The 24,570-nt window shown below is 32.2% G+C and carries 27 protein-coding genes; 13 read left to right on the top strand and 14 right to left on the bottom strand.

Annotated elements, in window-relative coordinates; all coding sequences use genetic code 11:
* The first annotated feature begins 35 nt into the window (after window positions 1–35).
* Window positions 36–1,109: a glycosyltransferase family 4 protein gene (locus NLJ00_RS13480; protein ID WP_256634116.1), complete on the top strand. Its 1,074-nt coding sequence runs from the start codon at window positions 36–38 to the stop codon at window positions 1,107–1,109.
* Between the two features lie 3 nt (window positions 1,110–1,112).
* Here the strand turns inward: NLJ00_RS13480 and NLJ00_RS13475 are convergent, their stop codons facing one another.
* Complete coding sequence (locus tag NLJ00_RS13475) at window positions 1,113–1,976, bottom strand: hypothetical protein (RefSeq protein WP_256634115.1); 864 nt, start codon at window positions 1,974–1,976, stop codon at window positions 1,113–1,115.
* A gap of 119 nt (window positions 1,977–2,095) precedes the next feature.
* Here NLJ00_RS13475 and NLJ00_RS13470 point away from each other — a divergent pair, with 119 nt between their 5' ends.
* Entirely contained in the window at window positions 2,096–3,115 is a 1,020-nt protein-coding gene (locus tag NLJ00_RS13470) for a glycosyltransferase family 2 protein (RefSeq protein ID WP_256634114.1), read from the top strand.
* 3 nt (window positions 3,116–3,118) lie between these two features.
* On the opposite strand, the gene NLJ00_RS13465 is transcribed toward NLJ00_RS13470, so the two are convergent.
* The 7 genes from NLJ00_RS13465 to NLJ00_RS13435 all read right to left on the bottom strand — a co-directional run bounded on the left by NLJ00_RS13465 (window position 3,119) and on the right by NLJ00_RS13435 (window position 8,927).
* Entirely contained in the window at window positions 3,119–4,084 is a 966-nt protein-coding gene (locus NLJ00_RS13465; RefSeq protein WP_256634113.1) for a glycosyltransferase family 2 protein, read from the bottom strand.
* 87 nt (window positions 4,085–4,171) lie between these two features.
* Window positions 4,172–4,807: a PglD-related sugar-binding protein gene (locus NLJ00_RS13460; RefSeq protein WP_256634112.1), complete on the bottom strand. Its 636-nt coding sequence runs from the start codon at window positions 4,805–4,807 to the stop codon at window positions 4,172–4,174.
* A gap of 2 nt (window positions 4,808–4,809) precedes the next feature.
* The gene (locus tag NLJ00_RS13455; RefSeq protein WP_256634111.1) at window positions 4,810–5,817 is read right to left on the bottom strand and encodes a 3-oxoacyl-ACP synthase III family protein; all 1,008 of its coding nucleotides are present in this window, start codon (window positions 5,815–5,817) and stop codon (window positions 4,810–4,812) included.
* A complete protein-coding gene (locus NLJ00_RS13450) occupies window positions 5,807–6,895 on the bottom strand; it encodes an aromatic ring-hydroxylating oxygenase subunit alpha (protein WP_256634110.1) in 1,089 nt (362 codons plus the stop codon). Before NLJ00_RS13450 ends, NLJ00_RS13455 begins: the two co-directional genes overlap by 11 nt.
* 5 nt (window positions 6,896–6,900) lie before the next feature.
* A complete protein-coding gene (locus tag NLJ00_RS13445; protein ID WP_256634109.1) occupies window positions 6,901–7,638 on the bottom strand; it encodes an SDR family NAD(P)-dependent oxidoreductase in 738 nt (245 codons plus the stop codon).
* A 1-nt stretch (window position 7,639) separates the two neighbouring features.
* Window positions 7,640–8,692: a ketoacyl-ACP synthase III gene (locus NLJ00_RS13440; protein ID WP_256634108.1), complete on the bottom strand. Its 1,053-nt coding sequence runs from the start codon at window positions 8,690–8,692 to the stop codon at window positions 7,640–7,642.
* Between the two features lie 4 nt (window positions 8,693–8,696).
* Window positions 8,697–8,927: a phosphopantetheine-binding protein gene (locus NLJ00_RS13435; RefSeq protein WP_056206255.1), complete on the bottom strand. Its 231-nt coding sequence runs from the start codon at window positions 8,925–8,927 to the stop codon at window positions 8,697–8,699.
* Between the two features lie 251 nt (window positions 8,928–9,178).
* On the opposite strand from NLJ00_RS13435, the gene NLJ00_RS13430 reads away from it, so the two are divergent.
* Both NLJ00_RS13430 and NLJ00_RS13425 read left to right on the top strand, forming a co-directional pair.
* Complete coding sequence (locus NLJ00_RS13430; protein WP_256634107.1) at window positions 9,179–10,255, top strand: DegT/DnrJ/EryC1/StrS family aminotransferase; 1,077 nt, start codon at window positions 9,179–9,181, stop codon at window positions 10,253–10,255.
* A gap of 39 nt (window positions 10,256–10,294) precedes the next feature.
* A complete protein-coding gene (locus NLJ00_RS13425; protein WP_256634106.1) occupies window positions 10,295–10,867 on the top strand; it encodes an L-threonylcarbamoyladenylate synthase in 573 nt (190 codons plus the stop codon).
* Window positions 10,868–11,103: 236 nt separating this feature from the next.
* Here NLJ00_RS13425 and NLJ00_RS13420 read toward each other — a convergent pair whose 3' ends face one another.
* Entirely contained in the window at window positions 11,104–12,228 is a 1,125-nt protein-coding gene (locus tag NLJ00_RS13420) for a cysteine desulfurase family protein (protein ID WP_180861264.1), read from the bottom strand.
* A gap of 86 nt (window positions 12,229–12,314) precedes the next feature.
* On the opposite strand from NLJ00_RS13420, the gene NLJ00_RS13415 reads away from it, so the two are divergent.
* Window positions 12,315–13,325: a hypothetical protein gene (locus NLJ00_RS13415; RefSeq protein WP_256634105.1), complete on the top strand. Its 1,011-nt coding sequence runs from the start codon at window positions 12,315–12,317 to the stop codon at window positions 13,323–13,325.
* 120 nt (window positions 13,326–13,445) lie between these two features.
* Here NLJ00_RS13415 and NLJ00_RS13410 read toward each other — a convergent pair whose 3' ends face one another.
* Both NLJ00_RS13410 and NLJ00_RS13405 read right to left on the bottom strand, forming a co-directional pair.
* The gene (locus NLJ00_RS13410; RefSeq protein WP_053473639.1) at window positions 13,446–13,997 is read right to left on the bottom strand and encodes a Smr/MutS family protein; all 552 of its coding nucleotides are present in this window, start codon (window positions 13,995–13,997) and stop codon (window positions 13,446–13,448) included.
* Complete coding sequence (locus tag NLJ00_RS13405; protein ID WP_053473640.1) at window positions 13,987–14,172, bottom strand: hypothetical protein; 186 nt, start codon at window positions 14,170–14,172, stop codon at window positions 13,987–13,989. Before NLJ00_RS13405 ends, NLJ00_RS13410 begins: the two co-directional genes overlap by 11 nt.
* A 122-nt stretch (window positions 14,173–14,294) precedes the next feature.
* On the opposite strand from NLJ00_RS13405, the gene NLJ00_RS13400 reads away from it, so the two are divergent.
* On the top strand, window positions 14,295–14,561 hold the full coding sequence (locus tag NLJ00_RS13400) for a DUF2752 domain-containing protein (protein WP_319800435.1): 267 nt from the start codon (window positions 14,295–14,297) through the stop codon (window positions 14,559–14,561).
* 15 nt (window positions 14,562–14,576) lie between these two features.
* On the opposite strand, the gene NLJ00_RS13395 is transcribed toward NLJ00_RS13400, so the two are convergent.
* Window positions 14,577–15,278 (bottom strand): DUF1003 domain-containing protein, encoded by a 702-nt coding sequence (locus NLJ00_RS13395; protein WP_053473642.1) that lies wholly within the window; start codon window positions 15,276–15,278, stop codon window positions 14,577–14,579.
* A 190-nt stretch (window positions 15,279–15,468) separates the two neighbouring features.
* Here NLJ00_RS13395 and epsC point away from each other — a divergent pair, with 190 nt between their 5' ends.
* From epsC to NLJ00_RS13375, 4 genes are all read left to right on the top strand, one after another.
* Entirely contained in the window at window positions 15,469–16,260 is a 792-nt protein-coding gene (gene epsC, locus NLJ00_RS13390; RefSeq protein ID WP_053473643.1) for a serine O-acetyltransferase EpsC, read from the top strand.
* Window position 16,261: 1 nt separating this feature from the next.
* Entirely contained in the window at window positions 16,262–17,149 is an 888-nt protein-coding gene (gene cysM, locus NLJ00_RS13385) for a cysteine synthase CysM (protein WP_053473644.1), read from the top strand.
* Window positions 17,150–17,315: 166 nt separating this feature from the next.
* Entirely contained in the window at window positions 17,316–18,302 is a 987-nt protein-coding gene (locus NLJ00_RS13380; RefSeq protein WP_256634103.1) for an aldo/keto reductase, read from the top strand.
* A gap of 147 nt (window positions 18,303–18,449) precedes the next feature.
* On the top strand, window positions 18,450–19,529 hold the full coding sequence (locus NLJ00_RS13375; RefSeq protein WP_256634102.1) for a hypothetical protein: 1,080 nt from the start codon (window positions 18,450–18,452) through the stop codon (window positions 19,527–19,529).
* A 272-nt stretch (window positions 19,530–19,801) separates the two neighbouring features.
* On the opposite strand, the gene NLJ00_RS13370 is transcribed toward NLJ00_RS13375, so the two are convergent.
* Window positions 19,802–20,677, bottom strand: coding sequence for a sensor histidine kinase (locus NLJ00_RS13370; RefSeq protein ID WP_256634101.1), 876 nt, complete (start codon window positions 20,675–20,677; stop codon window positions 19,802–19,804).
* A gap of 333 nt (window positions 20,678–21,010) precedes the next feature.
* Here NLJ00_RS13370 and rlmD point away from each other — a divergent pair, with 333 nt between their 5' ends.
* From rlmD to NLJ00_RS13355, 3 genes are read left to right on the top strand one after another with little or no spacing between them, the layout of a single operon-like run.
* Window positions 21,011–22,423: a 23S rRNA (uracil(1939)-C(5))-methyltransferase RlmD gene (gene rlmD / locus NLJ00_RS13365; protein WP_256634100.1), complete on the top strand. Its 1,413-nt coding sequence runs from the start codon at window positions 21,011–21,013 to the stop codon at window positions 22,421–22,423.
* A 14-nt stretch (window positions 22,424–22,437) separates the two neighbouring features.
* The gene (locus tag NLJ00_RS13360; protein ID WP_256634099.1) at window positions 22,438–23,010 is read left to right on the top strand and encodes a DUF6452 family protein; all 573 of its coding nucleotides are present in this window, start codon (window positions 22,438–22,440) and stop codon (window positions 23,008–23,010) included.
* The gene (locus NLJ00_RS13355; protein WP_256634098.1) at window positions 22,982–23,812 is read left to right on the top strand and encodes a DUF6048 family protein; all 831 of its coding nucleotides are present in this window, start codon (window positions 22,982–22,984) and stop codon (window positions 23,810–23,812) included. The genes NLJ00_RS13360 and NLJ00_RS13355 overlap by 29 nt, the downstream gene beginning before the upstream one ends.
* 56 nt (window positions 23,813–23,868) lie before the next feature.
* On the opposite strand, the gene NLJ00_RS13350 is transcribed toward NLJ00_RS13355, so the two are convergent.
* A complete protein-coding gene (locus NLJ00_RS13350; protein ID WP_256634097.1) occupies window positions 23,869–24,561 on the bottom strand; it encodes an aspartate/glutamate racemase family protein in 693 nt (230 codons plus the stop codon).
* Between the last annotated feature and the right edge of the window lie 9 nt (window positions 24,562–24,570).

Raw genomic sequence — 24,570 nt, 5'->3', positions numbered from 1 at the left:
CAAATTATTATTGTACTTTCGTAAAAAAGAAAATAATGTCCTCAAAAAGTATCTTTCTAGAAACGCACAATATCAACAACAGAGCATCGGGTTTAGGAACTTTTAATTATGAATTAATTAAAGGATTATCTACGTTAGATTTTAATAATTACGAACTAACGCTGAATAGTGCTAAACCTGAACTTTTAAAAGACGAATTTAAGGATAAATTTAAATACCATAAATACAGCAGTCTTTCAAGACATCCGTTGTTTAGAATTCGAAAAAAATACGATTTATGGCATTCTGTAAATCAAAACATTAAAGTTGAACCTTTTCACAAAATAAATTATCTGCTTACTGTTCACGATATTCATTTTGTTGAAGAAGTTTCAAACGATAAAAGCCCTAAATTAAAGAAGCTTTTTGCAGAAAAACTAGAAAGATCTACTGCGATTACTTATATCTCAGAATTTGCAAAGAAACATACACACGAACATTTTAATGTGCCAAATGTTCCTGAATATGTGATTTATAACGGAAACCCAATTTCAACACTTTTAGATACTTCTGCTTTTGTTTCAAATGTTCCTGTTGATAAGCCTTTCTTTTATTGCATTGGAGATTTTATTGAGCGAAAGAATTACAGTTCGATCATTAATATGATGAAATTCATAAAAGATTTTAATTTAATTATTTCAGGAAATAACGATAAAAAATACGGTGAAGAAATCAAAAAACTCATTTCTGATAATAATTTAGAAAATCAGGTTTTTTTAACCGGAAAAGTGTCTGATGAAGGAAAACAGTTTTATATGAAAAACTGTACGGCATTTCTTTTTCCGTCAATTCGCGAAGGTTTTGGACTTCCGCCAATTGAAGCGATGAGTTTTGGTAAACCGGTATTTTTATCTGATAAAACTTCGCTGCCTGAAATTGGAGGCGATGTCTCTAATTATTGGAACAATTTTGATCCTGAATACATGAAAGATATTCTTTTTAACGGATTAAACAATTTTGACAATAATAAAACCGAAATAGAAAATCAACTTAAAAAAAGAGCCGCAAGTTTCGATTGGAAAGTTGCAGCTTCTGAATATTTTAATGTTTATAAAGAGATTTTAAAATAAATTCTATTTATTTAAATGTTTAAACCACTGCCCGACGTTTTTTTTCCAAATGAAAAAATCTGAAGGCAGAACTTTAAAAAAGTCCAGGTTGTTTTTAATTTCATTAAAAGTTGAACCTTTAACAAATGCCAGTTTTTTCCATTTTTCCGGTTCCATATAAAAGAAGTTTCGCATGCTTTTATAGTTGCATTCGTTTACAGTTTCCCATTTATTTAGGAATTCTTCTTTATTGATATCCGTATCATGTCCCCAATTGTTAAACTTCATTTCCAGTTCTTCTTTTGTTCTGGATATGCATTCGTGTAAAATTGGGCCTTTAAAATAAATGATTCTTTTACGGGTTTGTCGTCCTATTTTATAACTAGGATAGTTTGTAGCCACCATAATTTTGGTCGGCTTTTTAACATACAATACTCCTTTATCCAATCTTTTATATAGGTTTATAAGGCATGGAGAAATCTGAACCTGATTTTTTTCTGGATTATCCAGAAAATGATTTTTTGACTTTAAAAATTTTACAAATCCTTTAAAATCTAAAAAATATTCATCAGCATCTAATTGAATGAGCCAGTTGCCTATACCCATTTTATCGGCAAGAATTTTTCGTTCCAAAACTTCACACTGCATGCTGGTAAGTTCCGGATGATAAAAATTATCTTCAAGTATTTCTATTTTAGAATCGACATCAATCGACCTTAACCATTGAAAAAAATCGTCTTCTATAACAAAAGATTCTCCTTTCCAGGTCTTTCTTTCCTTATCAATTGCTAAAAAAATTGAGTCAGATTCTTTATATACTTGTGGAATAGCAATTTTAAGCAATTCATAATCATACGACACTAAAAATCCGACCTGAATTTTTTTCATTTATTTAAATTTGTTAGGGGCAAAGATAAAAACATTCCGAAATTATCTACGAAATTTGCTTTCGAATTTTTAAGATAATTTTAACTTAAACATTATCTTTGCCTTATAAAACAAAAACCATGCAAATTCTTCAATTTCCTGAAATTTCTGTGATAATTCCTGTGTTTAATGCAGCTTCATTTTTGCACGAAAGCATTGAAAGTATCTTAAGTCAAACATTCTCAGATTTTGAACTTATCATATTAAACGATAAATCTACTGATGAAAGTTTAGAAATAATTAAAAAATTTCAAGCTAAAGATAATCGAATAATTATTATAGACAAAGAACAGAATGTTGGACCTGCAAACCTTAGGAATGAAGGTATTAACGCTGCAAAAGGTACTTATATTGCCTTAATGGATGCTGATGATATTGCTTTGCCAACCCGTTTTGAAAAACAAATTGAAGTATTAAAAAACAATCCGGAAATTGGAGTCTGCGGAACATGGTTTACTTTTTTTGGATCAAAAAAAGATAAAATCATAAAGCATAACACAAATCCAGATGCTATCAAAGTATCTTTTTTACACAGTTGTAACATTGGGAATCCAACTGTAATGTTTAAGAAAGAAGTTTTAGGAGATTTAAAATTCGATAATGATTATGTCCCTGTTGAGGATTATGATTTATGGAGTCGATTATTGGCTAAAACTAACTTTTATAATATTCCTGAATCTCTATTAAATTACAGACAGCACAATAATAACATCAGTAAAACAAAAATTGATAATGTAAACCGATCTGTAAAAAGAGTAAAAGTAAATCAATTGGCTTCGCTTGAAATTAATCCTGCCGATCCAAAAATTGATTTTTACCTAAATGCTGTTTCGTTTAAAAAAGGTCTTTCTCCAGAAGAAATTATACAAACTATTGATGCTTCAAAATTCCTGCTTTCGCAAAATGAAAAGTTAGGATATTTTAATCATGAGATTTTTCAAAAGCATATCACTAAAAATTTAATCCGCATTGTTCGAAATGCAGGTTCTTATAACCTTTCATTGTATAAACATTTGAAAAATAACGAAAGTTCATTATTCCAAAAAATAAACTTCGTTGATAAAGTACTTCTTTATTTTAAATCGTTAACCGGGAAGTAATAATTAAATGTTTGTTTTAATATATCGCCACAGATATTTCATTTTTAATGACAAGCTGGCTTTATCTAAAAATTCATTTATAGCATTTTGATGATCTTGGCTATTTTTAAATTCTTTGTTTTTACGCAATTTCAAAGCCTCAAAAGCCGAAGCTTTTAGCAAAGTTCCTAAAACTCTTTTAATGTTTTGTGTTCTGGATTGTGGAATATGGTCAAATATCTCTTTTAAATTCAGATAAGAGGAATAACGCTGTAGGAATGGCGTCTGCAAAGAATAAATTCCTCCTGAATGCCATCTGTAAACTGCGCCTTGAAAATTCAGAAAAGCTCCTTTTCCGTTACAAAGAGCCAAAGCATAAAGTGTATTATCTTTACTGTATTGGAACTTTTTATAATCTAAAGGATCAACCGCATCTTTTCTGAAAACGCTCGTTAAAGTATAAGTACAATACGGCTTAAAAATAGTATTAAAATCAATTGTATATACGGCTGGCAAAGTGTTGTTAAAATCGTTTGGTATTAATTCAGTTTCTTTTTTAGTATAAAAATCAGTCCAGGTAATTACATACTCTGAATTGTTTTCTAAAAAATCAACTTGTTTTTGCAGTTTTAATTCATCAATCCAATAATCGTCTCCTTCACACAATGCCATGTATTTTCCTTGTGCTTTTGGAAAGGTAAAATCACTCCAAATATTAACCTCTTTTTTAGAATACTGATTTTCTTTCTGTAAAATTGGTTTTATTATTAAAGGATATTTTGCAGCAAAATCATTAATTACAGATGCAGTATTATCTGTAGAAGCATCATCATGCACGATTATTTCAAATGGAAATGTAGTTTTTTGAATTAAAAAGCCATTTAGCGTTTCACCTATAAAACTTTCATGATTAAATGTGGTGCAAATAATGCTTACTAAAGGATTTGTATTATTATTCCAACTTGAAATGATATCATTTTGATCTCTCATATTTTAATTTATTCACTAAACAAAACCTAGTATTATAGCTATCATTGTTTTATGATTTACAAAAATCTAAGTCTTTAGTAAGGATTTTTAAAACTCCATTTTTTTAGCTGGAACACCAAAAACAGTAGTATTTTCTTTTACATTTTTAATAACAAGGCTGGCAGCGCCAACTGTTGCGCCTTTTCGAACGATTATATTAGGCAAAACTGTAGATCGTGTATTTAAGCATACTTCTTCTTCTAAAACAGTATAACCTCCGGTAAAACTATAGGCATTTATATGGCACCATTTACCAATTTTAGAATCATGCCCAATGGCTACAAATCCCTGAATTGTTACAAAATCATCAAGTACACAGTCATTGCTTATGTTAGAATACATGAATATAATTATACCGTTACCTAATTTTACGTTTGATGTAAAAACTACCGTTGGATGAATCAAATTAATAAACTGACCTCCTTTTGATAAAATTATTTCGACATAATGTTTTTTCCATTTCAGATCTCCAAGTGCGCAAACAAATACATCATTATCCTGAATTTCATAATTTTCTACTGATGAAATGATTGCAGGGTAATTTTCAAAACCGTCTAAAGCATCTAATTTATCATCTAAGAAACCTTTTATAGTATATTCAGTATTATAGCCCGAACATTGTCTTGCAAGCCCACATACCTCACGGCCGTATCCTCTTGCTCCTATTATGATTAAATTTTTCATCTTTAAATTATTAAGTTACAAGCAGCCCAGGAATATCCTACGCCAAATCCTGCCAATATTAAATTCTTGGATTGTATTAATTTCCCTTGCTTTTGAGCTTCATATAAAGCAATCGGAATTGTTGATGAAACTGTGTTTCCACACTCTTCCATAGCAATAAAGAACTTTTCTTCGGGAATTTTTATTTTCTTTCTCAGGTGATTAAGCATGTATTTATTTGCCTGATGAAAGATATATAAATCGATATCTTCTTTGGCTAAATTCGATTTCTCTAAAATAGCTTCCGTAAGTTTCGGAACAAATTCTCCTGTAAAATTGAAAATTTCTGCACCGTTCATGTACAGGTTTTTATCATTTCGAACGTTTCCATATTCATCGTGAATATCTTCATTTTCATTAGAAACCGGAAAACGCATTCCGCCTTGTTTTACAATTAAGTTTTCTGCCCCTTTTCCATCTGTTCCAAAAATAAATTTACCAAGAGAACAAAATCCTTCTTCGCTTGATATTAATGTTGCGGCAGCGGCGTCTCCAAAAATAGTTTTGTTACTTTTATCTTTATGATGAATAAATTTAGAATAGGTTTCGGAGGTAATCAGCAAAACATTTTTTGCCATTTCACCAGCTATTAAACCTTTTGCTAAGCTTAATCCATAAACAAATCCTGAACATCCAAGGTTAAAATCTAAAGCTCCTATTGAAGTATTTAGTCCTAATTTATCCTGAATAATACAAGCCGTTGTAGGCAAGAAATAGTCAGGACTTTGAGTACAAAACAATAAGTAATCAATAGTCGATTTGTCGATATTGTGTTCTGCAAATAATCGTTCTGCAGCTTTTACTGCCATATCAGATGAAAATTCATCTTTTGCGCTTATGTGTCTTGAATTGATTCCGGTTTTAGAACTGATTTTTTCAATATCCCATTCCGGAAATTCTTTATTTATTAAATCATTCGACAGAACTTCTTCTGGAAGATAATAAGATATGGCTTTTATATTAGCTTTCATTTTCCAGGAATTTTAAATATTGTTTTTGAAAATGATGTACTCGTTCTTCTTCATCAGATAGTTTTCCTGATAAATTGGTATGTCTTACGCCTTGCTGAACAAGCTGGCAAACCGTTTTATCTTCATCAAAAACTTCTCTGTTAAAACCAATTAAAGATTCTTCAAAAGCCTTAATTACAATCGGTGTTTTTTCAGAATCAGCTGTAGCGGTTGTAAAAACGTAACTTGTAAATTTTGTACTGTCTGGTGTAATTGGCTCGATTAAAGAATAATTAAACGAAATACCGTGTGTACTTGATATCAGCAAATTAGGAAAAATCAGTATATGTTTGTAACCTTCTATATCGTAGCTTCTTGGTGAATAATGGGTATTGATTTTTTTATATCCGCCTTTATCTTTTACGATATTTAAATCACTGGTCCAACTTGAATTATTTTTATCAAAAGCAAAATCTAATCCCGAAGGTTCTAATTTAGCAAGAGTTTCAGCATGAACTAAACCAACGTGATAACTTTCAAGCGTATTTTCGACAATCACTTTCCAGTTTGCATTTATTTCCATAGAATTAACATCAATTCTATTTCCTAAACTTAATGACATTGTCTTTAATTCATCATAAAATACGCCTATAAAATCTTCTAAAGGTGCAATGTCTTCATCTAAAGAAACAAAACATAAATCTCCGCAAAATGAAATTTTAAATTCCTTTAATTTCATTTCACAAAGTTCTTCTTTAGAAAATTTTTTAAATAAAGGCTTTTTCGGGATTCCGCTCGGAATTCCGTTTTTATCATACGCCCATCCATGATAAGGACAAACCAAAGGTCTATTTCCAGATGCTTCTTGCTGAATTATGGAAAAACGGTGCGAACAAACGTTTAAAAATGATTTAATTTCACCTCTCACATTTTGAACCACAACCGGTGTGCCTGCAATTTTTAAAGCAATGAAATCATTATCATTTAAAAAATCTGATCTGAATCCCACAAAATGCCACACTTTTTTAAAAAGCATATTGTTTTCTTGGCCAAAAACAGCGTCATCATAATAATGAAAAGCAGGTATGTTTGAATTCATAATTTTTATTTTAATGTGAATCCGCCATCAATAATTAAGTCAGAACCTGTCATCCATTTACTCACATCACTTAATAAATACATAACCAGTCCGGCAACATCTGATGGTTCTCCATATCCCAGCGGATATTCTAATTCAGCTTTTTTTAATTCTTCTTCAGAAGCTGCATCACTTGCCTGTTCTGTCATTGCTGTTTTAACAATTCCCGGACAAATGCTATTTGATCTAATTCCCTGCGGAGCCAGCTCTGTAGCCAATACTTTAGAAAAAGATATTAAGGCGGCTTTTGATGCTGCATACATAGCAGTTCCACCCACGCCTAGTTTTGATGAAATTGATGATATAAAAACAAGAGATGCTTTTTTATTCAGCAATTTCTTTTTGATTAATTTTTGACTTAGAATAACATTACTGTCAAAGTTTACAGAAAAAACAGCATCTATTTTACTTTCGTTCAAAAATTTAACTGGCAGATATTCTACAATACCAGCATTAAAAATAACGCCGTCATAAGGTAAACTTTGCGCAATTAATTCATCAATATCTGCAGCATTAGAAAGGTCAACAGCCTGCATTTTGTGTCCGCTTCCGCTTAACAATGAAATGGTTTCCTGCAGTTTTTCTACATTTCTTCCAACTATAGTAACAGTTGCTCCTAATTTTGAAGCCGAAATTGCAATTTCTCTTCCAATTCCCTGAGATGCGCCTGTAACTAATATATTTTTATCTTGTAATGTAATCATTCTATAATTCGATTAAATCCAGAACCTCTATTTTACAATTTTCAACAAACACAGTTCCCCATGATAATCCCACACCAAAACCGCACATTAATAAATTAGAAGACTTATTTTCTATTTTATCTTTTAATTCTGAAACTATGGTTAATGGAATTGTCGCTGAAGAAGTGTTTCCAAAATGCTGTAATGAATACGGAACTTTTTCAACTGGAAGTTTTAACTTTTTGGCAATCATTTTATTCATCATCAAATTTGCCTGATGAAAAATAAAATAATCTATTTTTTCTTTATCAATCGCGTATTTTTCCAATAACTTATTTACGGTTTTAGGCCCTTGCGAAATTCCAAAGCCAAAAACGTCCATACCATCAAGAACCAAATCGCATGAATTACGACTAATTCCTTCTTCAATAATTTTTATTTCTAAAGAATCAGCGTTTATTCTGTTTCTTGATCCTCCATCGGGTACAATTATGGTTTTATAACCTGAACCATCTGTTCCTAAATCAAAAAGGAAGTTTCCTGAATTTTCAAGTTCAAATGCAGTTGCGCTTCCGGCATCTCCAAAAAGCGGCAATGTACTTTTATCCTTATCTGAAACAATTTTACTAATTGTATCTCCCGCCAAAAGCAAACCTTTTTTTAAACCTGTTGCTTTCATCATTCCGGCAATAATAGACATACCATATACATATCCTGAACATCCTAGCGGAACATCAAAAGCAATACAATTGGTAGATAAACCTAATCTGTCCTGAAGAATAGCAGCAGAAACTGGCAAAATATAATCGCCTGTTTGTGAAACAAAAACCAGAATTTCGATTTCGTCTTTCTGCCAGTTTAAATCTTTAATTAATTTTTCAGCAGATTCACAGCATAAATCAGACGTACAAATTTCTTTTGCAGCAATGCGTCGTTCTTCAACTCCTGTTACATCTATAAATTTTTGAATTTCTTCCTTGGTCAATATATCCAAGTCAATATTGCGTTCCTTATTTTTAGGAACACAGCAAGAAATACCTTTTATTACAATATCATTTATTGAAAAAACGGCCATTTAATTATCCTTTATTTTTAATTATTTCGAAGATATCATTTAATGAATCTGAAGATTTAATATCATCTCCCGTTAACTTCACAGAATATTCCTCATCAGCCATTGCAATTAATGATAAAGCTGTCAATGAGTTCCACTCATCTAAATCTCTAAAAACAGTTTCCTGTGTAATTAAAGCCGCATCTGTATCATCTAAAATATCTGCAAAATTTTTCAAAAAAGCGTTGATTTCCATAGTAATCCTATAATTTATTTTTGTTTATTCTTTAATGTTGATTTTCGAAAACATCAAAAAGCATTCCTATAATTTCACAAAAACTATTTAAAACCTTGTTTGTCAAGCACGTTAATAACGTGTTTAACTACCGTCAATGTTATAATAGTTATTAATGTCAAAAATTAAGGTTTCTTTTCCTAATTTTACCCCGCAAATATAACAATAGTTTATCCGTAATGATAAATTAAACTCATTAAATCCATAATTAAATGATTCCTGTAACCAAAACTTTTTTGCCCCCGCAAGAAGAATATAATTCTTATGTAAAACGTGCATGGGATAAAGTTTGGCTAACAAATAGAGGCGAACTTACTTTAGAATTAGAAGATAAGCTTAAAAATCTTCTTGGCGTTTCTAATTTGATAATTACTAATAACGGTACAATTCCTATTCAAATTGCCTTAAAACTTTTTGGAGAAGGCGGTGAAATCATTACAACACCATTTTCATATGTTGCCACATCTGCGGCAATTGTATGGGAAAACTGCAAACCTGTATTTGTAGATATCAATCCGGATTATTTAACAATTGACGAAACCAAAATTGAAGCTGCAATAACAACAAAAACAACTGCCATATTAGCAACCCACGTTTTTGGAAATCCGTGTGATGTTATTGCCATCGAAAATATTGCAAAAAAACACAATCTAAAAGTTATTTATGATGCTGCACATTGTTTTGGAGTTAAATTCAACAATCAGTCTGTATTTAATTTTGGTGATGTAAGCACTTGTAGTTTTCACGCAACTAAATTATTTCACACAGGAGAAGGCGGTGCCATGTTTTGCAACGATCCAGCTCTTTTTTATCAGCTTTATTACAGTCATAATTTTGGTCATAATGGTCCTTTAGCTTTTCATGGTTTAGGAATAAATGCTAAAATTTCTGAACTGCAGTCAGCAATGGGTCTGGCGGTACTTCCATATATGGATCATATTATTTCTGAAAGAAAAAAAGTGGTTGATTTCTATAATAACAATTTAAATTTCAATACTGTAAAAACTTTAAAAATAAGAGAAAACACAGAATGGAATTATAGTTATTATCCTGTAATTTTAGATTCTGAAGAAACTTTATTAAGAGTTTTGGAAGCTTTAGCAAATGACAATATAATTCCCCGCCGTTATTTTTATCCTTCTTTGAATACTATAGAATATACAAAAGGACAAAAAATGCCTGTTTCTGAATCTATCGCATCAAGAATTTTATGTTTACCACTTTATGTGGGAATTTCTGAAGCAGATTTAAAAAATATAACTCAAATTATAAATACACAAACATCGTAATACAGAGCATTATTCTGTTATTATTAAAATATTTAGGTCATGAATCAAGATATAAATACTGAAGTTCACAATGCTTATGAAGTGATTAAAGAAGGCGGCATTATTCTTTACCCTACAGATACTGTTTGGGGAATAGGTTGTGATGCTACTAATCCTGAGGCTGTTACCAAAATCTACAAACTAAAACAACGTGCCGAAACACAAAGCATGATTGTTTTAATGAATGGAGAAAAAATGATTTACAACGTTTTTAAAAACGTTCCTGAAGTGGCCTGGCAGATTATGGATTTATCTGAAAAACCAACGACTTTAATTTTAGACGAAGCCAGAAACGTTGCCCACAATATTATTGCAGCCGATAAATCACTCGGAATAAGATTGGTAAAAGAACCTTTTTGTTTCAAATTAATGGAAAGAATGAAAAAACCATTGGTTTCGACTTCTGCAAATATTTCAGGACAGCCTACTCCTATCTCTTTTAAAGACATTAATCCCGAAATTATTAAAGGTGTTGATTATGTAGTAAAACTAAATCAGGATAAAATTGCCGGGAAACCATCGACAATTATCAAATTAACAAACGACTCGCAGGTAAAAGTTATTCGTAAGTAATTTTAGATTTTAGAGTAGATTTTAGATTTTAGATTTTTTGAATAAAGAACTCAGAACCTTAGCAACTAAGTAAAGGGCTTCGACTTCGCTCAGCCTGACAGGTCTATAATGTCATCTTGAGCGAAGTCGAAGGATATTTCAATTAGAACTTAGAATCTTAGTACCTCAGAGCCTTAGAAAACTTTGTCCCTTTGTAACTCTGAACCTTTGTAACTCTGAACCTTTGCACCTAAAAACTAAACAACTTTTAAACTCTCAATCAACCAATCAATATCTTCTTTTGTATTATAATGACTGAACGAAATTCGGAGATTTGGTAATTTTAAATCATCCTCCGAGAGCATTTCTTTTAAAACATGTGAAGGCTTTATACTTCCGGACTGGCAGGCACTTCCTCTTGAAACTGCAATTCCTTTCATATCTAAACTAAATAAAAGCATTGAAGTTTTATCTGAAGAAAAAGGTAACGTGATATTGATGATATTATAAAAATCATCTTTTTTTCCGTTAATTCTAAAACCAGGAAAATTAAGTTCCAATTCTTCTATAAGATATTTTTTAAGGTCATAAATATGATTTCTTTCTGCCTCTAAATTTTCATAAGAAAGAGACAAAGCCTTTGCCATTCCTGCAATTTGATGTACAGCTTCTGTTCCGGCACGAAGGCCTTTTTCTTGTTCTCCGCCAAAAATCAACGGCTGCAAACCAGAATTTTTTCGGATAAAAGCAAATCCAACGCCTTTTGGTCCATGGAATTTATGCGCACTTGCCAGAATAAAATCTACAGGAATTTTTTGAAGATCGATTTCTGTTTTTCCAACCGACTGAACGGTGTCTGAATGAAATAAAGCATTATATTGTTTGCAAATAACTCCCACTCTATCCAAATTTAAAACAGTTCCAGTTTCGTTGTTTACGTGCATTAAACTAACAATGGTTTTCTTTTCATCAGAAAGCAAATTAGAAAGATGCGTTAAATCAATACTTCCGTCTTGATTAACATTTACATAATCTACCTGAATATTGTAATCTGACTGCAATGCCAAAACGCTGTACAAAACAGCATGATGTTCAATTTTTGTAGTTATGATACGCTCTACTTTTAAATCTTCAACTGCCGATCTCAAAATCCAGTTATTTGCTTCTGTTCCGCCAGAAGTAAAAATAATTTCCTGCGCAGAACAGTTTAAATGTTTGGCAATACTTTTTCTTGAAAGTTCTAAAACTGTTTTAGCATTTCGTCCAAAACTATGCGTAGAAGACGGGTTACCAAAATCTTCTGCCATAATTTTAGTCATTTCCTGAATTACTTCAGGTCGCATAGCAGTTGTTGAGGCGTTATCGAGGTATACTTTTTTCATTGATGCAAAGTTATGAAATATCAATTGTCTAATCTAAAAGTTCATTTGCCAAATTTTTCACTATTTTTGACCCAAATAAAATTACGATGAAAAAATATGTAAGCCTTTTAATATTGGCTCTTTTGTTAAACGGATGCGACGACGGCGATTTAACTGTAGATACAATTAATTTTGAAGATATTCAGACTTCGGCAAAATGTCCTAATTCAAGTACTGACGAGACTGCGCCAACTCTAATTTATAAATTAAAAACTCAGGAAGCATTAATACTTCAGCTGCCGGCAAACAGTATTAAAAACGATGCTACACCAGATGGTGATCCGCTTATTTACGATATAAATAATTCAACTTATCGTGTACTTTACAGAGCTTATGACGGTAAAGTTGCAGTTGATAATATTTGCGGTACAATACCGCCAAGAACACCAAATGTAACAGAAGAATGGCAGGCTACAGCAGGTATAATTGAAATTACATCATCACAAGTTACAGGAGATAAAAGCCAAACTGACGGAAGTACAAGAATTACAGGTTACAATCATCAAATTGTTTTTAGAAATATTACTTTCTTAAAACCTGCAGGCCCTCAAACAGAAGAAGAATTTGTTTTTGGAAATTACACAACTTCACCAGATCCGCTATATTTGACTTTTACAACTCCGGCATTACAATGTACAGATAAGAAACAAGTTTATAATTTTAATCCAACTTCTTTTATGCAGGTTAATAATCTGGACCAGACACTTATTAAACAAGTAGTAGGTACAAGATCTGCAGCAATAACAGCAGCAGCAAACAATATAAATTATACTACTTTTAAATCTAATACAGGGACTTTAACCAGCTCGTACTTTTGTATAACCCCGGCACCTTCAGCACCAGCTATAAGCACAGTATGGAATAGCGTAGCAGATAACAAAGGTATTGTTGAAGTTACAACAACAGCAACAGGAACAACAAGTATTGTTTACAAGCATACTATTACCATAAAAAATGTTACTCTTAAAAAAGGAAACAGCAGCTTTTATTTAGCAGATAATTTTGTTCTTGGCACAATAACTGATCCTCCAGTAACAGCACCAACGTCCAAAAAATAGCAAAAAAATATTCTTACAAAAAACGTCTGTTTTTTAATCCGGTTTTTTATTAAATCAGATTCAAAAAACAGACGTTTTTTTATGCTTAAAAATAAAGAATTTTAAGTCTTAAAAATTCTTTTATTTATTGTTTTGGCGAATATAAACTTCAGTCGCACCTAAGCCATATTTTTGATAATTGGCATCCTGAAAATCAATTCCGTCATAACGGCCTAATAAAAAATCAAGTTCGGCTTTTAAAATTCCTTCACCGACACCGTGAATAAAAACGATTTTTGGAATGCGGTTTTTAATCGCAAATTCAATATGTCTTTTTGCCGTTTCTGTCTGAAGCGTCAGGATATCATAATTTGACATTCCACGTTTATTTGGAACCAGTTTTTCAATGTGCAAATCAAATTCTGGAGCCGCAATTTCGCGCTTATCTTTCTTTTCCTTAACAAAACTTCGTGGTTTTGGCTCAGCTTTTTCTTTTGAAACTTCTTCTAAATCAATTCTTTTAATAGAATTCATTAAATTACTGGAATCCTGAATTTTAAGCAATTCATTGACAAAAAATGTCATCATAAATCCATCCTCAGTTTCTATTAAAACTTCTTTATTTTTAACCGAAACCACTGTTCCGTTTATTGCTTCGTCTAATACCGAAACTTTATCTCCTTTAGTCAACATCCTGCTCCTCTTTTTCTTGATTTTTACTCGGCGTTTTTGCGCTTAACTGCATCATTCCATACATAAAAACAGCAATTGCAATTACCATTATATAGATATTTTTATCATCAGAAACCTGCTCATATAATGCAACTGAAATGGCAAGAATCATAATTAAAATTTTAAAAGCTTTCATTTTCTAAAGTTTAAGAATCCAAAAGTATAAAACTTTAAAATAGAAGTTTCTTTCTTCTGAAATGTTATCGAATATTTTTTTGTAAAATTGTAAAAAAATACGCTGTGAATTTAGAGAAATATATGATCCCCTGCCTCTTCAAAAAACTCTTTGGAGTTGAGTGCCTGGGCTGCGGTTTTCAGCGCTCTTTATTCTTACTTTTTCAAGGCGAGTTTTCGGCCGCTTTTAAGATGTATCCGGCCATCTACACTACCCTTTTATTTTTAATTTTACTGGCTTTATATTTTTTGGATAAATCCAGAAACTATCAAAAAATTATCTGGAAAGCTGCCGGAATAAATATCATTTTTATGTGTCTGGGTTATTACTACAAACACTTTTATCTTTGATATTTTAGGCCTGTTTTATTTCTTAACCTGATTTAAAATATCATTCATCATCTCGATTTGAACTTTCTGAATTTCGATTAATTCCTGTTGCTGGTGCATAATTAAATGATCAATTTTATCGTGAATCATTCTTATTTCTAATTCAGATTTCAGGTTAATCATATAATCTTTTTTGGCACGGTTTCTATCTTTTTCTTCCTGACGGTTTTGGCTCATCATAATTACCGGTGCCTGAAGTGCGGCTATACAGGATAAAATCAAATTCAATAAAATAAACGGATACGGATCAAAACCTTTATCCAGTAAAAAATAAACATTGGAACCAATCCAGATAACAATAAAAGCTATAAACGAAATAATAAAAGTCCAGCTTCCGCCAAAGTCTGCCACTTTATCGGCTATTTTTTGACCGAAACTTCTTTTTTCATCTTCATCTTCAACAATACTTACAATTGATTTATCTTCTTTTAAAGAAGAAATAACACTTTTTTCAAGATCTGAAAGTGTTCCAATTTCAGTCGATAAATAATTAGAAATATATTTTTGACGGTATTCATTCAATTCCTGAACCGAAATAGAGTCATCATCACAAAATGAAGGATGATCTTTTAAAATAAGGCCTAAAATGGGATCGTGGATAGAATTACCGGAAATTTTCTCACTTTCGGGAAAAGAAATATCAGAAATCGAACTTTTAAAAGTTGAATTATTTTTCATTTTTGTAGATTTTATCCGCTAATTTACACAATTAACTTCTTAAGAATCATATAAAACAGAAGCATTTATTAATCTTTTATTTATCACAAATACAATTCTGAAAGCAAAATTTCTTTCGTTAAATCGTATCCTTATTTACAAAAAACACCTTACTTTTAACGTTTTAAAATATCCACTCAATTTTACTATTGTGACTAAAGACAATATCATACAAAATATTAAGGCTTTAAAAAGCCATTCTAATATAAACTACGGTATCAAAACCAAAACTGAAGATTTTACCGAGAAGCTTTTTTACACTCTTTTTGATTCAAATGCTGCTCTTGACGAAAGTATCGATGAACTTGAAATCCGCTTTAAAGAAATAGCCGTTTTAGCCTGCAAAAAACCTCAAAATTTATGCGAATCAATCTGGGACAGATTTGTAGCAAAACTTCCGGGCGTTTTAGAAAAATTAAATCAGGATGCCGAATATATTCTTGAAAATGATCCCGCATCAAACAGCATCGATGAAGTTTATTTAGCCTATCCGGGATTTTATGCGATTGCAATTTACAGATTAAGCCATGAATTGTATCAGTTAGATTTATTGCTGTTTTCAAGATTAATGAGCGAATATGCGCATAGAATTACCGGAACTGATATTCACGCCGGTGCCGATATTGCTTCGCCATTTTTTATAGATCACGCCACAGGAATTGTTATTGGTGAAACCAGCGTTATTAAAAAACATGTTAAGATTTATCAGGGTGTTACTCTGGGAGCTTTGAGCGTAAGCAAAGACATGAAAAATGCAAAAAGACATCCAACCGTTGAAGCAAATGTGTGCATTTATGCCAATGCAACGATTTTGGGAGGCGAAACCATCATAGGGAAAAACAGTATTATTGGCGGTAATTCATGGATTACGAAATCAATTCCCGAAGATTCGATTGTACTGAATACCACCACAACAGAAGTTAAAATAAAAGAAAAAAAATAAAATGGGTCCACAGAAGTTACTAAACCTAATTGGAAATACTCCATTAATGGAAACCGTCAATTTGGTTAAGAATAAAAATGTTAAGCTTTTACTGAAACTGGAAGGAAATAATCCTGGCGGAAGTGTAAAAGACAGAGCAGCATATAACATGATTGCTGCAGCGCTTGAAAGAGGAGAAATTAAAAAAGGAGATAAATTAATTGAAGCAACAAGCGGCAATACCGGAATTGCTCTTGCAATGATTGCTCAATTGTTTCAAATAGAGATAGAATTAATTTTACCGGAAGATTCTACAAAAGAAAGAACCCAAACCATGCGTGCGTATGGCGCTACGGTTATTTTAACGCCTGCTGAAGAAGGAATTATTGGCTCAAGGGATTATGCCGACAAAAAAGTGGCTGAAGGCGGTTATATCATGCTAAATCAGTTTGCAAATGATGACAACTGGAAAGCGCATTATAAAACTACTGGTCCTGAAATCTGGAATGATACTGATGGAACTGTGACGCATTTTGTTTCGGCAATGGGAACTACAGGAACTATCATTGGAACTTCTACTTATTTAAAAGAAAAAAATCCTGCTGTTCAAATTATTGGTGCACAGCCAAGCGACGGTTCTCAAATTCCGGGAATTCGTAAATGGCCTCAGGAATATTTACCTAAAATTTTTGATGCTTCAAAAGTAGATACTGTTATAGATGTCAGCGAAGAAGAAGCACGAGAAATGACTAAAAGATTAGCGCTTGAAGAAGGTGTTTTCGCCGGAATGAGCAGCGGCGGCTCTGTTGCCGTAGCTTTAAAACTCGCAGAACAATTAGAATCTGGGGTTATAGTTGCCGTTATCTGCGATCGCGGTGATAGATATTTGTCTTCGGATTTATTTGATTAAAAAGAGGGACAAAGCGACAAAGGTTCAAAGGAACAAAGGCTCATCTGAGCTAGTTTTATAAACTTGTTACAAGCCTTTATAACTGCCCTAAAGACGCACTGCTGTGCGCCTCTACAGAAAACCTTTGTGCCTTTGTACCTATGAACCTTTGTAACTTAAAAAGAAAATGAACTACAGAAAACTAGGAAAAACAAACTTTAATATATCTGAAATCTCACTTGGAACCTGGCAGGTTGGAGGAAAATGGGGTTCAGGATTTAACGATAAAACTGCTGATGAACTGATCAACACAGCAATTGACAACGGCGTAAATTTTATTGATACTGCCGATGTTTATGAAAACGGATTAAGCGAAACTGCTGTTGGAAGAGTGGTTCGTTCGCGTTCTGAACGTATTTACGTAGCAACAAAATGCGGACGTCAGATTAATCCGCATGTGAATGATGGGTATCAGCCAAAAGTGCTTCAGAAATTTGTTGAAGACAGCCTTAAAAGAACCGGATTAGAAACTTTAGATTTGATTCAGCTGCATTGTCCGCCAACGGAAGTGTATTACCGACCTGAAATTTTCGAAATGTTTGATCGTTTGAAAGATCAGGGCAAAATTTTGAATTTAGGCGTGAGTGTAGAAAAAGTTGAAGAAGCTTTAAAAGCAATCGAATATTCGAATGTAACGACAGTTCAGATTATTTTCAATTTATTTCGTCAGCGTCCGTCACAATTATTTTTCTCCGAAGCTCAAAAGAAAGATATCGGGATCATTGCGAGAGTTCCTCTTGCAAGCGGACTTTTAACGGGTAAATTTGATGCAAAAACCACTTTTGACGCACAAGATCATAGGAATTTCAACAGAAACGGAGATGCATTTGATAAAGGCGAAACTTTTTCAGGAATCGATTATGATTTAGGTTTAAAAGCTGTTGAAGAATTAAAAGCCTTGTTTCCGGAAACAGCAAACCTTGCTCCTATTGCTTTGCAATGGATTTTGAGTTTTAACGAAATTAGCTGTATTATTCCCGGAGCTTCAAAAGAAAGTCATGTGCTGTCTAATTTATCAGTGTATGATTTACCAAAATTAAGTTCGGAGAAAATTTCGGAAATGAATAAAATTTACGAAAAGTATATAAAACAAGATGTACATCATCTTTGGTAGAAGATTCATCAACAATTCCCAAAAAAAACTAAAGCAGAAAAAGATTTACATTTAATTTTTTTCTACTTTAAGTTTAAATTTTGTCTTATTTTATTATTTTACAATCTTTTAGTAGCTGTGTTTTAAGCCTAAAACTTTCTTCTTTGCATGAAAATCAAAACCATGAAGAAAATTAGCTTAATTACCCTTATGATTTGTTTAAGTTTTACTGCATGTGATTCAGACAGTGAAATTAAACTTCAAGATTCTTTAAACACGCAAAAAAAAGAATCATTAAAAAATGAAGAATCTACACAAGATGAAGATTCTAAAAATTTAGAAAAATTGTATGATGAAATTATTGCACTTTCAGACAGCAATTCTGCTTGCTCTGGAGAGTGGGATTTTATTGCAATAGGGAAAAAACCTTGCGGAGGGCCGGAAAAATATATTCCTTATTCTCTAAAAATTGATAGGAGTGAATTTTTAGCAAAAGTCAATTCCTATGCTATACAACAAGAAATATTTAATACAAAATGGAATATTACTTCCACTTGTGATGTTGCACGCAGACCTTTAGCTGCCGCTTGTGTTGATGGAAAAGCAACATTACTTTATGAAGAAGATAGAAATATAGAAAAACAAGATTTACAAAAATTACATGATGAGATTATTGCACTTTCAACCAACAATGCATCATGTTTTGGAGATTGGGATTATACTGCAATAGGATCAAAACCTTGCGGAGGTCCAGAAAAATACATTCCTTATTATGTAAATATCGATAGAACTGATTTTTTTAATAAAGTCAATATCTATAAAGCAAAACAAATGGAATTTAACCATAAGTGGAAAGTTAATTCAACTTGTGACGTTGTTGCTGAACCAGTATCTGCCACTTGTATTAATGGAAAAGGAATTTTACTATATGAAGCTGAAAGAACTAAAGAAAAACAAGATTTAGAAAAATTGTATAATGAGATTATTGTGCTTTCTGACATCAATAAGCCATGTACAGGAGATTGGGATTTTACTGCAATAGGTTCAAAAGCTTGCGGAGGGCCTGAAAAATACATTCCTTATTCTTTAAAAATTAACACTACAGATTTTTTGGCTAAAGTGAATTACTATACTATAATGCAGGAATCATTTAACCATAAGTGGAAGGTTATTTCATTTTGCGATATTCCAAATAGACCAAAATCAGTTGAGTGTGTTAATGGAAAAGCAACATTAATGTATAATTAATTTAGAAATAAAACTTTAAGTTCTGGATTTTTTATAAAGTTCAGAGCTTAAGGTTTATTTTTCATATTTACGCAACCTTTTTAAAAAGTAAACATCTTCATAATAAAATTCACCAAACTCATAACCATGAAAAATATAAGTTTTTATCTAAAAGTTGTATGTCTATTAATTCTTTCCCGCGAAAGGGATGATGAAGAATTAATGGATGAACAAATAAAAAATTAAGTTCAAAGAAAAAACTCAAAACCTTAGAATCTCAGAAACTTAGAATCTTAGATCTCAAACTCAATCTTAAACTCAGCACCTTTATTTTTGCCTTCACTTATGGCAGTTAATCGGCCTTTATTTTTTTCGATAATTTTTTTGCATAAATAAAGTCCGATTCCGGTTGAGGATTCATTAGCAGTTCCTAAACGGCTCATTTTGGTGAATTTTTTAAATAATTCCTCCATCTGATGTTTATCAAAACCAATTCCTCTGTCTGCAACAGTAATAACAAGATTTGAGTTTTCTTTATAAATTCTGACTTTAATATCACTGTCAAAATACGAAAACTTAATAGCGTTACTAATTAAATTTACCAAAACCTGAACCAGCAAACCTTCATCAATCCAAAGTTTAGCTTCGTCAATTTCAACACTTAAGTTTAAGACTATATTTTTATCTATTAATCGCTGTTCAACCTGTTCATTGATAAAAGGAAGAATATTTTCAAAATAAATAGTTTTGGTTTCCTGATTTACTTTTAAAACCTGATCTTGTTCTTTTAATAATTTAATGAAGTTTTCGATGTATCGGAATTGCAAATTAGTCGACTCACAAATTAAATCTGCCAGATGTTTAACCGATTCAGAGGGATTTTCACTTAAGATTAATTTTGCCAGACCTTGAGGATTTCCTGCAAAGTTTTTTAAATCGTGTGAAAGCATGTAAATTAAATCCTGCTTTTCATTTATAAAACTTTCAGCCTCATAAATCGATTCCTGAATATTGCACATTAAAAGTCCGGCTTCATCAGTATATTCTGTCGGGAGAATGGATAATCTTCTTTTATTTCTATAATCATCTAATGATCGTGAAGCAATAGAAATAGGTCTTATTAGCTGTTTTAAGACTAAAAGAGTTACAACGGTTGCCAATAATGTCATTATTAATGAAAAAATCAGAATCGATGTGGGTGAAATAGTCTGTTCGAAAAAAAGAACAAAAAATAAAATTCCAATTAATGGAATATGTATTCCTATAAAAGCGACAAATAAAAATTTTAACGCATAACTTTTTTTCAAAAAGCTAATTTGTGAAAGATTATGATACAACTTCATAAAAACATAACAAAACTATTGATAATATATTGTAGCTTGGGGCTGAATATCAGGAACAAAGTTAACTTTTAAAGTTTATTAAACTAGTAAATTACACAATTTGATAAAATATTTTGAAAATAAAATTTGTAAAAGTTTACAAACCCTTATTTTTGCGCTATGGGAAGAAAAAATACAGACAAAGTTGTCTTTCATCAAATTCAGGTTCTTGATGCCGGAGCAAAGGGAGTCTCAGTAGCAAAAGCTCCTGACGGAAAAGTAATCTTTATTCCGAATGTCGTTCCTGGCGATGTTGTTGATGTACAAACATTCAAAAAAAGAAAAGCATACTACGAAGGAAAAGCCGTGAAATTTCACGAATTATCAGAACATCGTATTGATCCAATCTGTGATCATTTTGGTGTTTGCGGCGGATGTAAATGGCAAAACATGAAATACAGCCAGCAGTTGTATTACAAACAAAACGAGGTAAAAAATCATTTACAGCGTATTGGAAAAGTTGAATTACCGGAATTTGAAACTATTTTGGGTTCAGATAAACAGTTTTTCTACAGAAATAAAATGGAATTTTCGTTTTCTAACAGCCGTTGGTTAACTGAAAAAGAAATTGGAAGTACAGAAGATTTAGGAAACAGAAATGCTTTAGGATTTCATATTCCGAAAATGTGGGATAAAATTCTTGACATCGAAAAATGTCATTTACAAGAAGATCCTTCAAACGCTATCAGAAATGAAATCAGAGAATTTGCAAACGAGCATAATTTAGCCTTTTTTAATCCGAGAGAACATTCAGGGTTATTAAGAACTTTAATGATTCGTACCGCTTCAACTGGCGAAATCATGGTTTTGATTCAGTTTTTTGAAGATGATAAAGCAAACCGCGAATTGGTTTTAGATCATTTATACGAAAAATTCCCGCAGATTACCTCTTTACAATATGTGGTAAATGCGAAACAAAACGATACAATTTACGATCAGGATATTAAACTTTATAAAGGAAGAGATTATATCCTGGAAGAAATGGAAGGTTTAAAATTTAGCATCAACGCTAAATCTTTCTACCAGACTAACTCAGATCAGGCTTACGAATTATACAAAATAACGCGTGATTATGCCGGATTAACAGGAGAAGAAACTGTTTATGATTTATATACAGGAACAGGAACTATTGCCCAGTTCGTTTCTAAAAAAGCCAAAAAAGTAATTGGTGTAGAGAGTGTTCCAGAAGCAATTTTAGACGCTAAAGCAAATGCAGAACGCAATAATATTACGAATTGTGAGTTTTTTGTTGGAGACATGAAAGTGGTATTCAACGAAGCTTTTATTGCTCAGCACGGAAAACCTGATGTTATTATTACAGACCCGCCTAGAGATGGAATGCATGCTGCTGTAATTGATCAGATTTTAAAAATTGCTCCGAAAAAAGTAGTTTATGTAAGTTGTAACTCTGCAACACAAGCACGTGATTTAGCCTTAATGGACGAAAAATACAAAGTTACCCGCGTACGTCCGGTTGATATGTTCCCGCAGACGCATCATGTTGAAAATGTTGTACTTTTAGAACTTCGATAATTATAAAACGCTAGATGAAAAAAATAATTTCTCTTTTATTAGTCTTTACATTTGGTTTATCCAGCTGTGAAAAAGATGATATCTGCGACGCAAATACACCTACTACTCCAAGATTAGTAATTAAATTTTACAGCAGTGCAGATCCGTCTACACCAAGAAGTGTTACCAATTTAAGAGTTGTTGGTATTGGCCCGGGCGCTGATCCTAACGGAATTGTTTTTAATGAAAACGGTACATCTGCAACAAAATATCTGGCAAACGGAAATACGATTTCTATACCGCTAAAAATAGATGAAGATATCACTGGTTATAAATTTATATTAGATTCTGATGATCCAAATCCGGATGTCACAAACAGCGATATAATAACATTTAACTATACACGTCAAACTTCATATGTATCGAGAGCTTGTGGTTTTAAAACCATTTTTTTGCTTAACGAGCAAACTACTGAATTACCTAATAATTCTGGCTATATACGTACAGATGATCCTGATACTGGAGATGGCGTTTGGATGAAGACTTTAAATTTAAAAACCCGTAACATTGAACTGGAAAATGAAACACACCTTGAAATATTATTTTAGTCTTTGTTTCGTTTTTGTAATGCTTTTGGGACATGCTCAGGAAATAAAAGATTCGACAGCAACAAAACCAATAGTTACCGAAAAACCAAAACCAAAAACTAAAACAGCAAAACCTGTGGTTCAGGAAGTTAAGGCAGACACTATTCTTCCGCCCAAAACAGATCGTTACGGTTTGCGTGTGGGGGTTGATTTGTACAAATTAACCAGAGGTTTTTATGATAAGGATTATAAAGGTGTAGAATTTACCGGTGACTGGCGTTTAACAAAAAGATACTATCTAGCTGCCGAATTGGGTTTTGAAGACAAAACTACAGATGACGACAGATTAAACTCTACAGCGACAGGAACGTATATCAAAGGAGGTTTTGATTACAATTTGTATGACAACTGGCTTGATATGGAAAACCTTATTACTATTGGTTTACGAGGCGGTTTCAGCTCTTTCAGCCAAGACTTAAACAGTTATAAAATTTACAACTCAAATCCGTATTGGGGAGAAAAACCTTCAATTGAAGCAAATCAAAAAAACAGCGGTTTAAGTGCTGCTTGGCTTGAAGTTGCAGGAGGAATTAAAGCAGAAGTTTTCGATAATTTATTCGTAGGTTTTGGCGTTCAGTTAAAACTTTTAGTGATGAACAACAAACCTTCGGGCTTTGACAACCTTTATATTCCGGGTTTCAACAGAACTTATGACGGAAGTTTTGGTGTAGGTTTTAACTATACCGTTTCTTATTTCATTCCTATTTACAAGAAAAAGGTAATCGTGCCTGAAATTCAAAAACAAGCTCCTAAAAAGAAATAATTTCACAAAAAATAAAAGCCACGAATTCGTGGCTTTTTTTATATACTTATTTTAATCTAAGACAACTGAAATTCAACAGCCGCTTTTGCGTGTATCAATGTTGTATCAAAAATAGGAACCGATAAATCTCCTTCTTTTATTACCAAAGGAATTTCGGTACATCCTAAAATAATTCCTTCTGCACCGTTTTGAATCAGTTCGTTTGCAATTTCTATATAACGCTTTTTCATTTCATCGGTTACAATTCCTCTTCCTAGTTCTTCAAAAATAGTATAATGAATAAAATCTTTATCATTTTCGCTGGCAGGAATTATGGCTTCGATACCTTGAGCAGCCAGTTTATCTTTAAAAAAGTCCAGTTCCATTGTAAACTTAGTCCCCAATAAACCAACCTTTTTTAATTGTTGTTTTTGAATTTCAACCGCAGTTTCAACCGCAATATGAATAACAGGCAAATCGATCGCTTCCTGAAGTTTATCTGCAATTAAATGCATGGTATTGGCACATAAAATAATAGCTTCTGCCCCACCCGATTTTAAAAATTCACAGCCTTTAAAAAGCATCTTAAAAGTTGAATCCCAATCGTTATTGTCGTTATTTCTTTTTATATCAGCATAATTAAAAGAATAAACCAAACATTCAGAGAAGTTTAACCCTCCCAGCTTTTCGTTAATTCCCAGATTTATAAGTTTGTAATAATCTGTAGTCGAAACCCAGCTTATACCGCCAATAAGTCCAATTTTCCTCATATTGCTGAT

This window comes from Flavobacterium panici (assembly GCF_024499525.1).
In the GTDB taxonomy this organism is placed as follows: domain Bacteria; phylum Bacteroidota; class Bacteroidia; order Flavobacteriales; family Flavobacteriaceae; genus Flavobacterium; species Flavobacterium panici.
This window is presented reverse-complemented; position numbering and strand designations above follow the sequence as displayed.

What these genes read in the sequence shown, in the direction of transcription:
- NLJ00_RS13480 (WP_256634116.1), top strand. Translation starts at nt 36, where the DNA reads ATGTCCTCAAAAAGTATCTTTCTAGAAACGCACAATATCAACAACAGA.
- NLJ00_RS13475 (WP_256634115.1), bottom strand. Translation starts at nt 1,976, where the DNA reads ATGAAAAAAATTCAGGTCGGATTTTTAGTGTCGTATGATTATGAATTG.
- NLJ00_RS13470 (WP_256634114.1), top strand. Translation starts at nt 2,096, where the DNA reads ATGCAAATTCTTCAATTTCCTGAAATTTCTGTGATAATTCCTGTGTTT.
- NLJ00_RS13465 (WP_256634113.1), bottom strand. Translation starts at nt 4,084, where the DNA reads ATGAGAGATCAAAATGATATCATTTCAAGTTGGAATAATAATACAAAT.
- NLJ00_RS13460 (WP_256634112.1), bottom strand. Translation starts at nt 4,807, where the DNA reads ATGAAAAATTTAATCATAATAGGAGCAAGAGGATACGGCCGTGAGGTA.
- NLJ00_RS13455 (WP_256634111.1), bottom strand. Translation starts at nt 5,817, where the DNA reads ATGAAAGCTAATATAAAAGCCATATCTTATTATCTTCCAGAAGAAGTT.
- NLJ00_RS13450 (WP_256634110.1), bottom strand. Translation starts at nt 6,895, where the DNA reads ATGAATTCAAACATACCTGCTTTTCATTATTATGATGACGCTGTTTTT.
- NLJ00_RS13445 (WP_256634109.1), bottom strand. Translation starts at nt 7,638, where the DNA reads ATGATTACATTACAAGATAAAAATATATTAGTTACAGGCGCATCTCAG.
- NLJ00_RS13440 (WP_256634108.1), bottom strand. Translation starts at nt 8,692, where the DNA reads ATGGCCGTTTTTTCAATAAATGATATTGTAATAAAAGGTATTTCTTGC.
- NLJ00_RS13435 (WP_056206255.1), bottom strand. Translation starts at nt 8,927, where the DNA reads ATGGAAATCAACGCTTTTTTGAAAAATTTTGCAGATATTTTAGATGAT.
- NLJ00_RS13430 (WP_256634107.1), top strand. Translation starts at nt 9,179, where the DNA reads ATGATTCCTGTAACCAAAACTTTTTTGCCCCCGCAAGAAGAATATAAT.
- NLJ00_RS13425 (WP_256634106.1), top strand. Translation starts at nt 10,295, where the DNA reads ATGAATCAAGATATAAATACTGAAGTTCACAATGCTTATGAAGTGATT.
- NLJ00_RS13420 (WP_180861264.1), bottom strand. Translation starts at nt 12,228, where the DNA reads ATGAAAAAAGTATACCTCGATAACGCCTCAACAACTGCTATGCGACCT.
- NLJ00_RS13415 (WP_256634105.1), top strand. Translation starts at nt 12,315, where the DNA reads ATGAAAAAATATGTAAGCCTTTTAATATTGGCTCTTTTGTTAAACGGA.
- NLJ00_RS13410 (WP_053473639.1), bottom strand. Translation starts at nt 13,997, where the DNA reads ATGTTGACTAAAGGAGATAAAGTTTCGGTATTAGACGAAGCAATAAAC.
- NLJ00_RS13405 (WP_053473640.1), bottom strand. Translation starts at nt 14,172, where the DNA reads ATGAAAGCTTTTAAAATTTTAATTATGATTCTTGCCATTTCAGTTGCA.
- NLJ00_RS13400 (WP_319800435.1), top strand. Translation starts at nt 14,295, where the DNA reads ATGATCCCCTGCCTCTTCAAAAAACTCTTTGGAGTTGAGTGCCTGGGC.
- NLJ00_RS13395 (WP_053473642.1), bottom strand. Translation starts at nt 15,278, where the DNA reads ATGAAAAATAATTCAACTTTTAAAAGTTCGATTTCTGATATTTCTTTT.
- cysM (WP_053473644.1), top strand. Translation starts at nt 16,262, where the DNA reads ATGGGTCCACAGAAGTTACTAAACCTAATTGGAAATACTCCATTAATG.
- NLJ00_RS13380 (WP_256634103.1), top strand. Translation starts at nt 17,316, where the DNA reads ATGAACTACAGAAAACTAGGAAAAACAAACTTTAATATATCTGAAATC.
- NLJ00_RS13375 (WP_256634102.1), top strand. Translation starts at nt 18,450, where the DNA reads ATGAAAATCAAAACCATGAAGAAAATTAGCTTAATTACCCTTATGATT.
- NLJ00_RS13370 (WP_256634101.1), bottom strand. Translation starts at nt 20,677, where the DNA reads ATGACATTATTGGCAACCGTTGTAACTCTTTTAGTCTTAAAACAGCTA.
- rlmD (WP_256634100.1), top strand. Translation starts at nt 21,011, where the DNA reads ATGGGAAGAAAAAATACAGACAAAGTTGTCTTTCATCAAATTCAGGTT.
- NLJ00_RS13360 (WP_256634099.1), top strand. Translation starts at nt 22,438, where the DNA reads ATGAAAAAAATAATTTCTCTTTTATTAGTCTTTACATTTGGTTTATCC.
- NLJ00_RS13355 (WP_256634098.1), top strand. Translation starts at nt 22,982, where the DNA reads ATGAAACACACCTTGAAATATTATTTTAGTCTTTGTTTCGTTTTTGTA.
- NLJ00_RS13350 (WP_256634097.1), bottom strand. Translation starts at nt 24,561, where the DNA reads ATGAGGAAAATTGGACTTATTGGCGGTATAAGCTGGGTTTCGACTACA.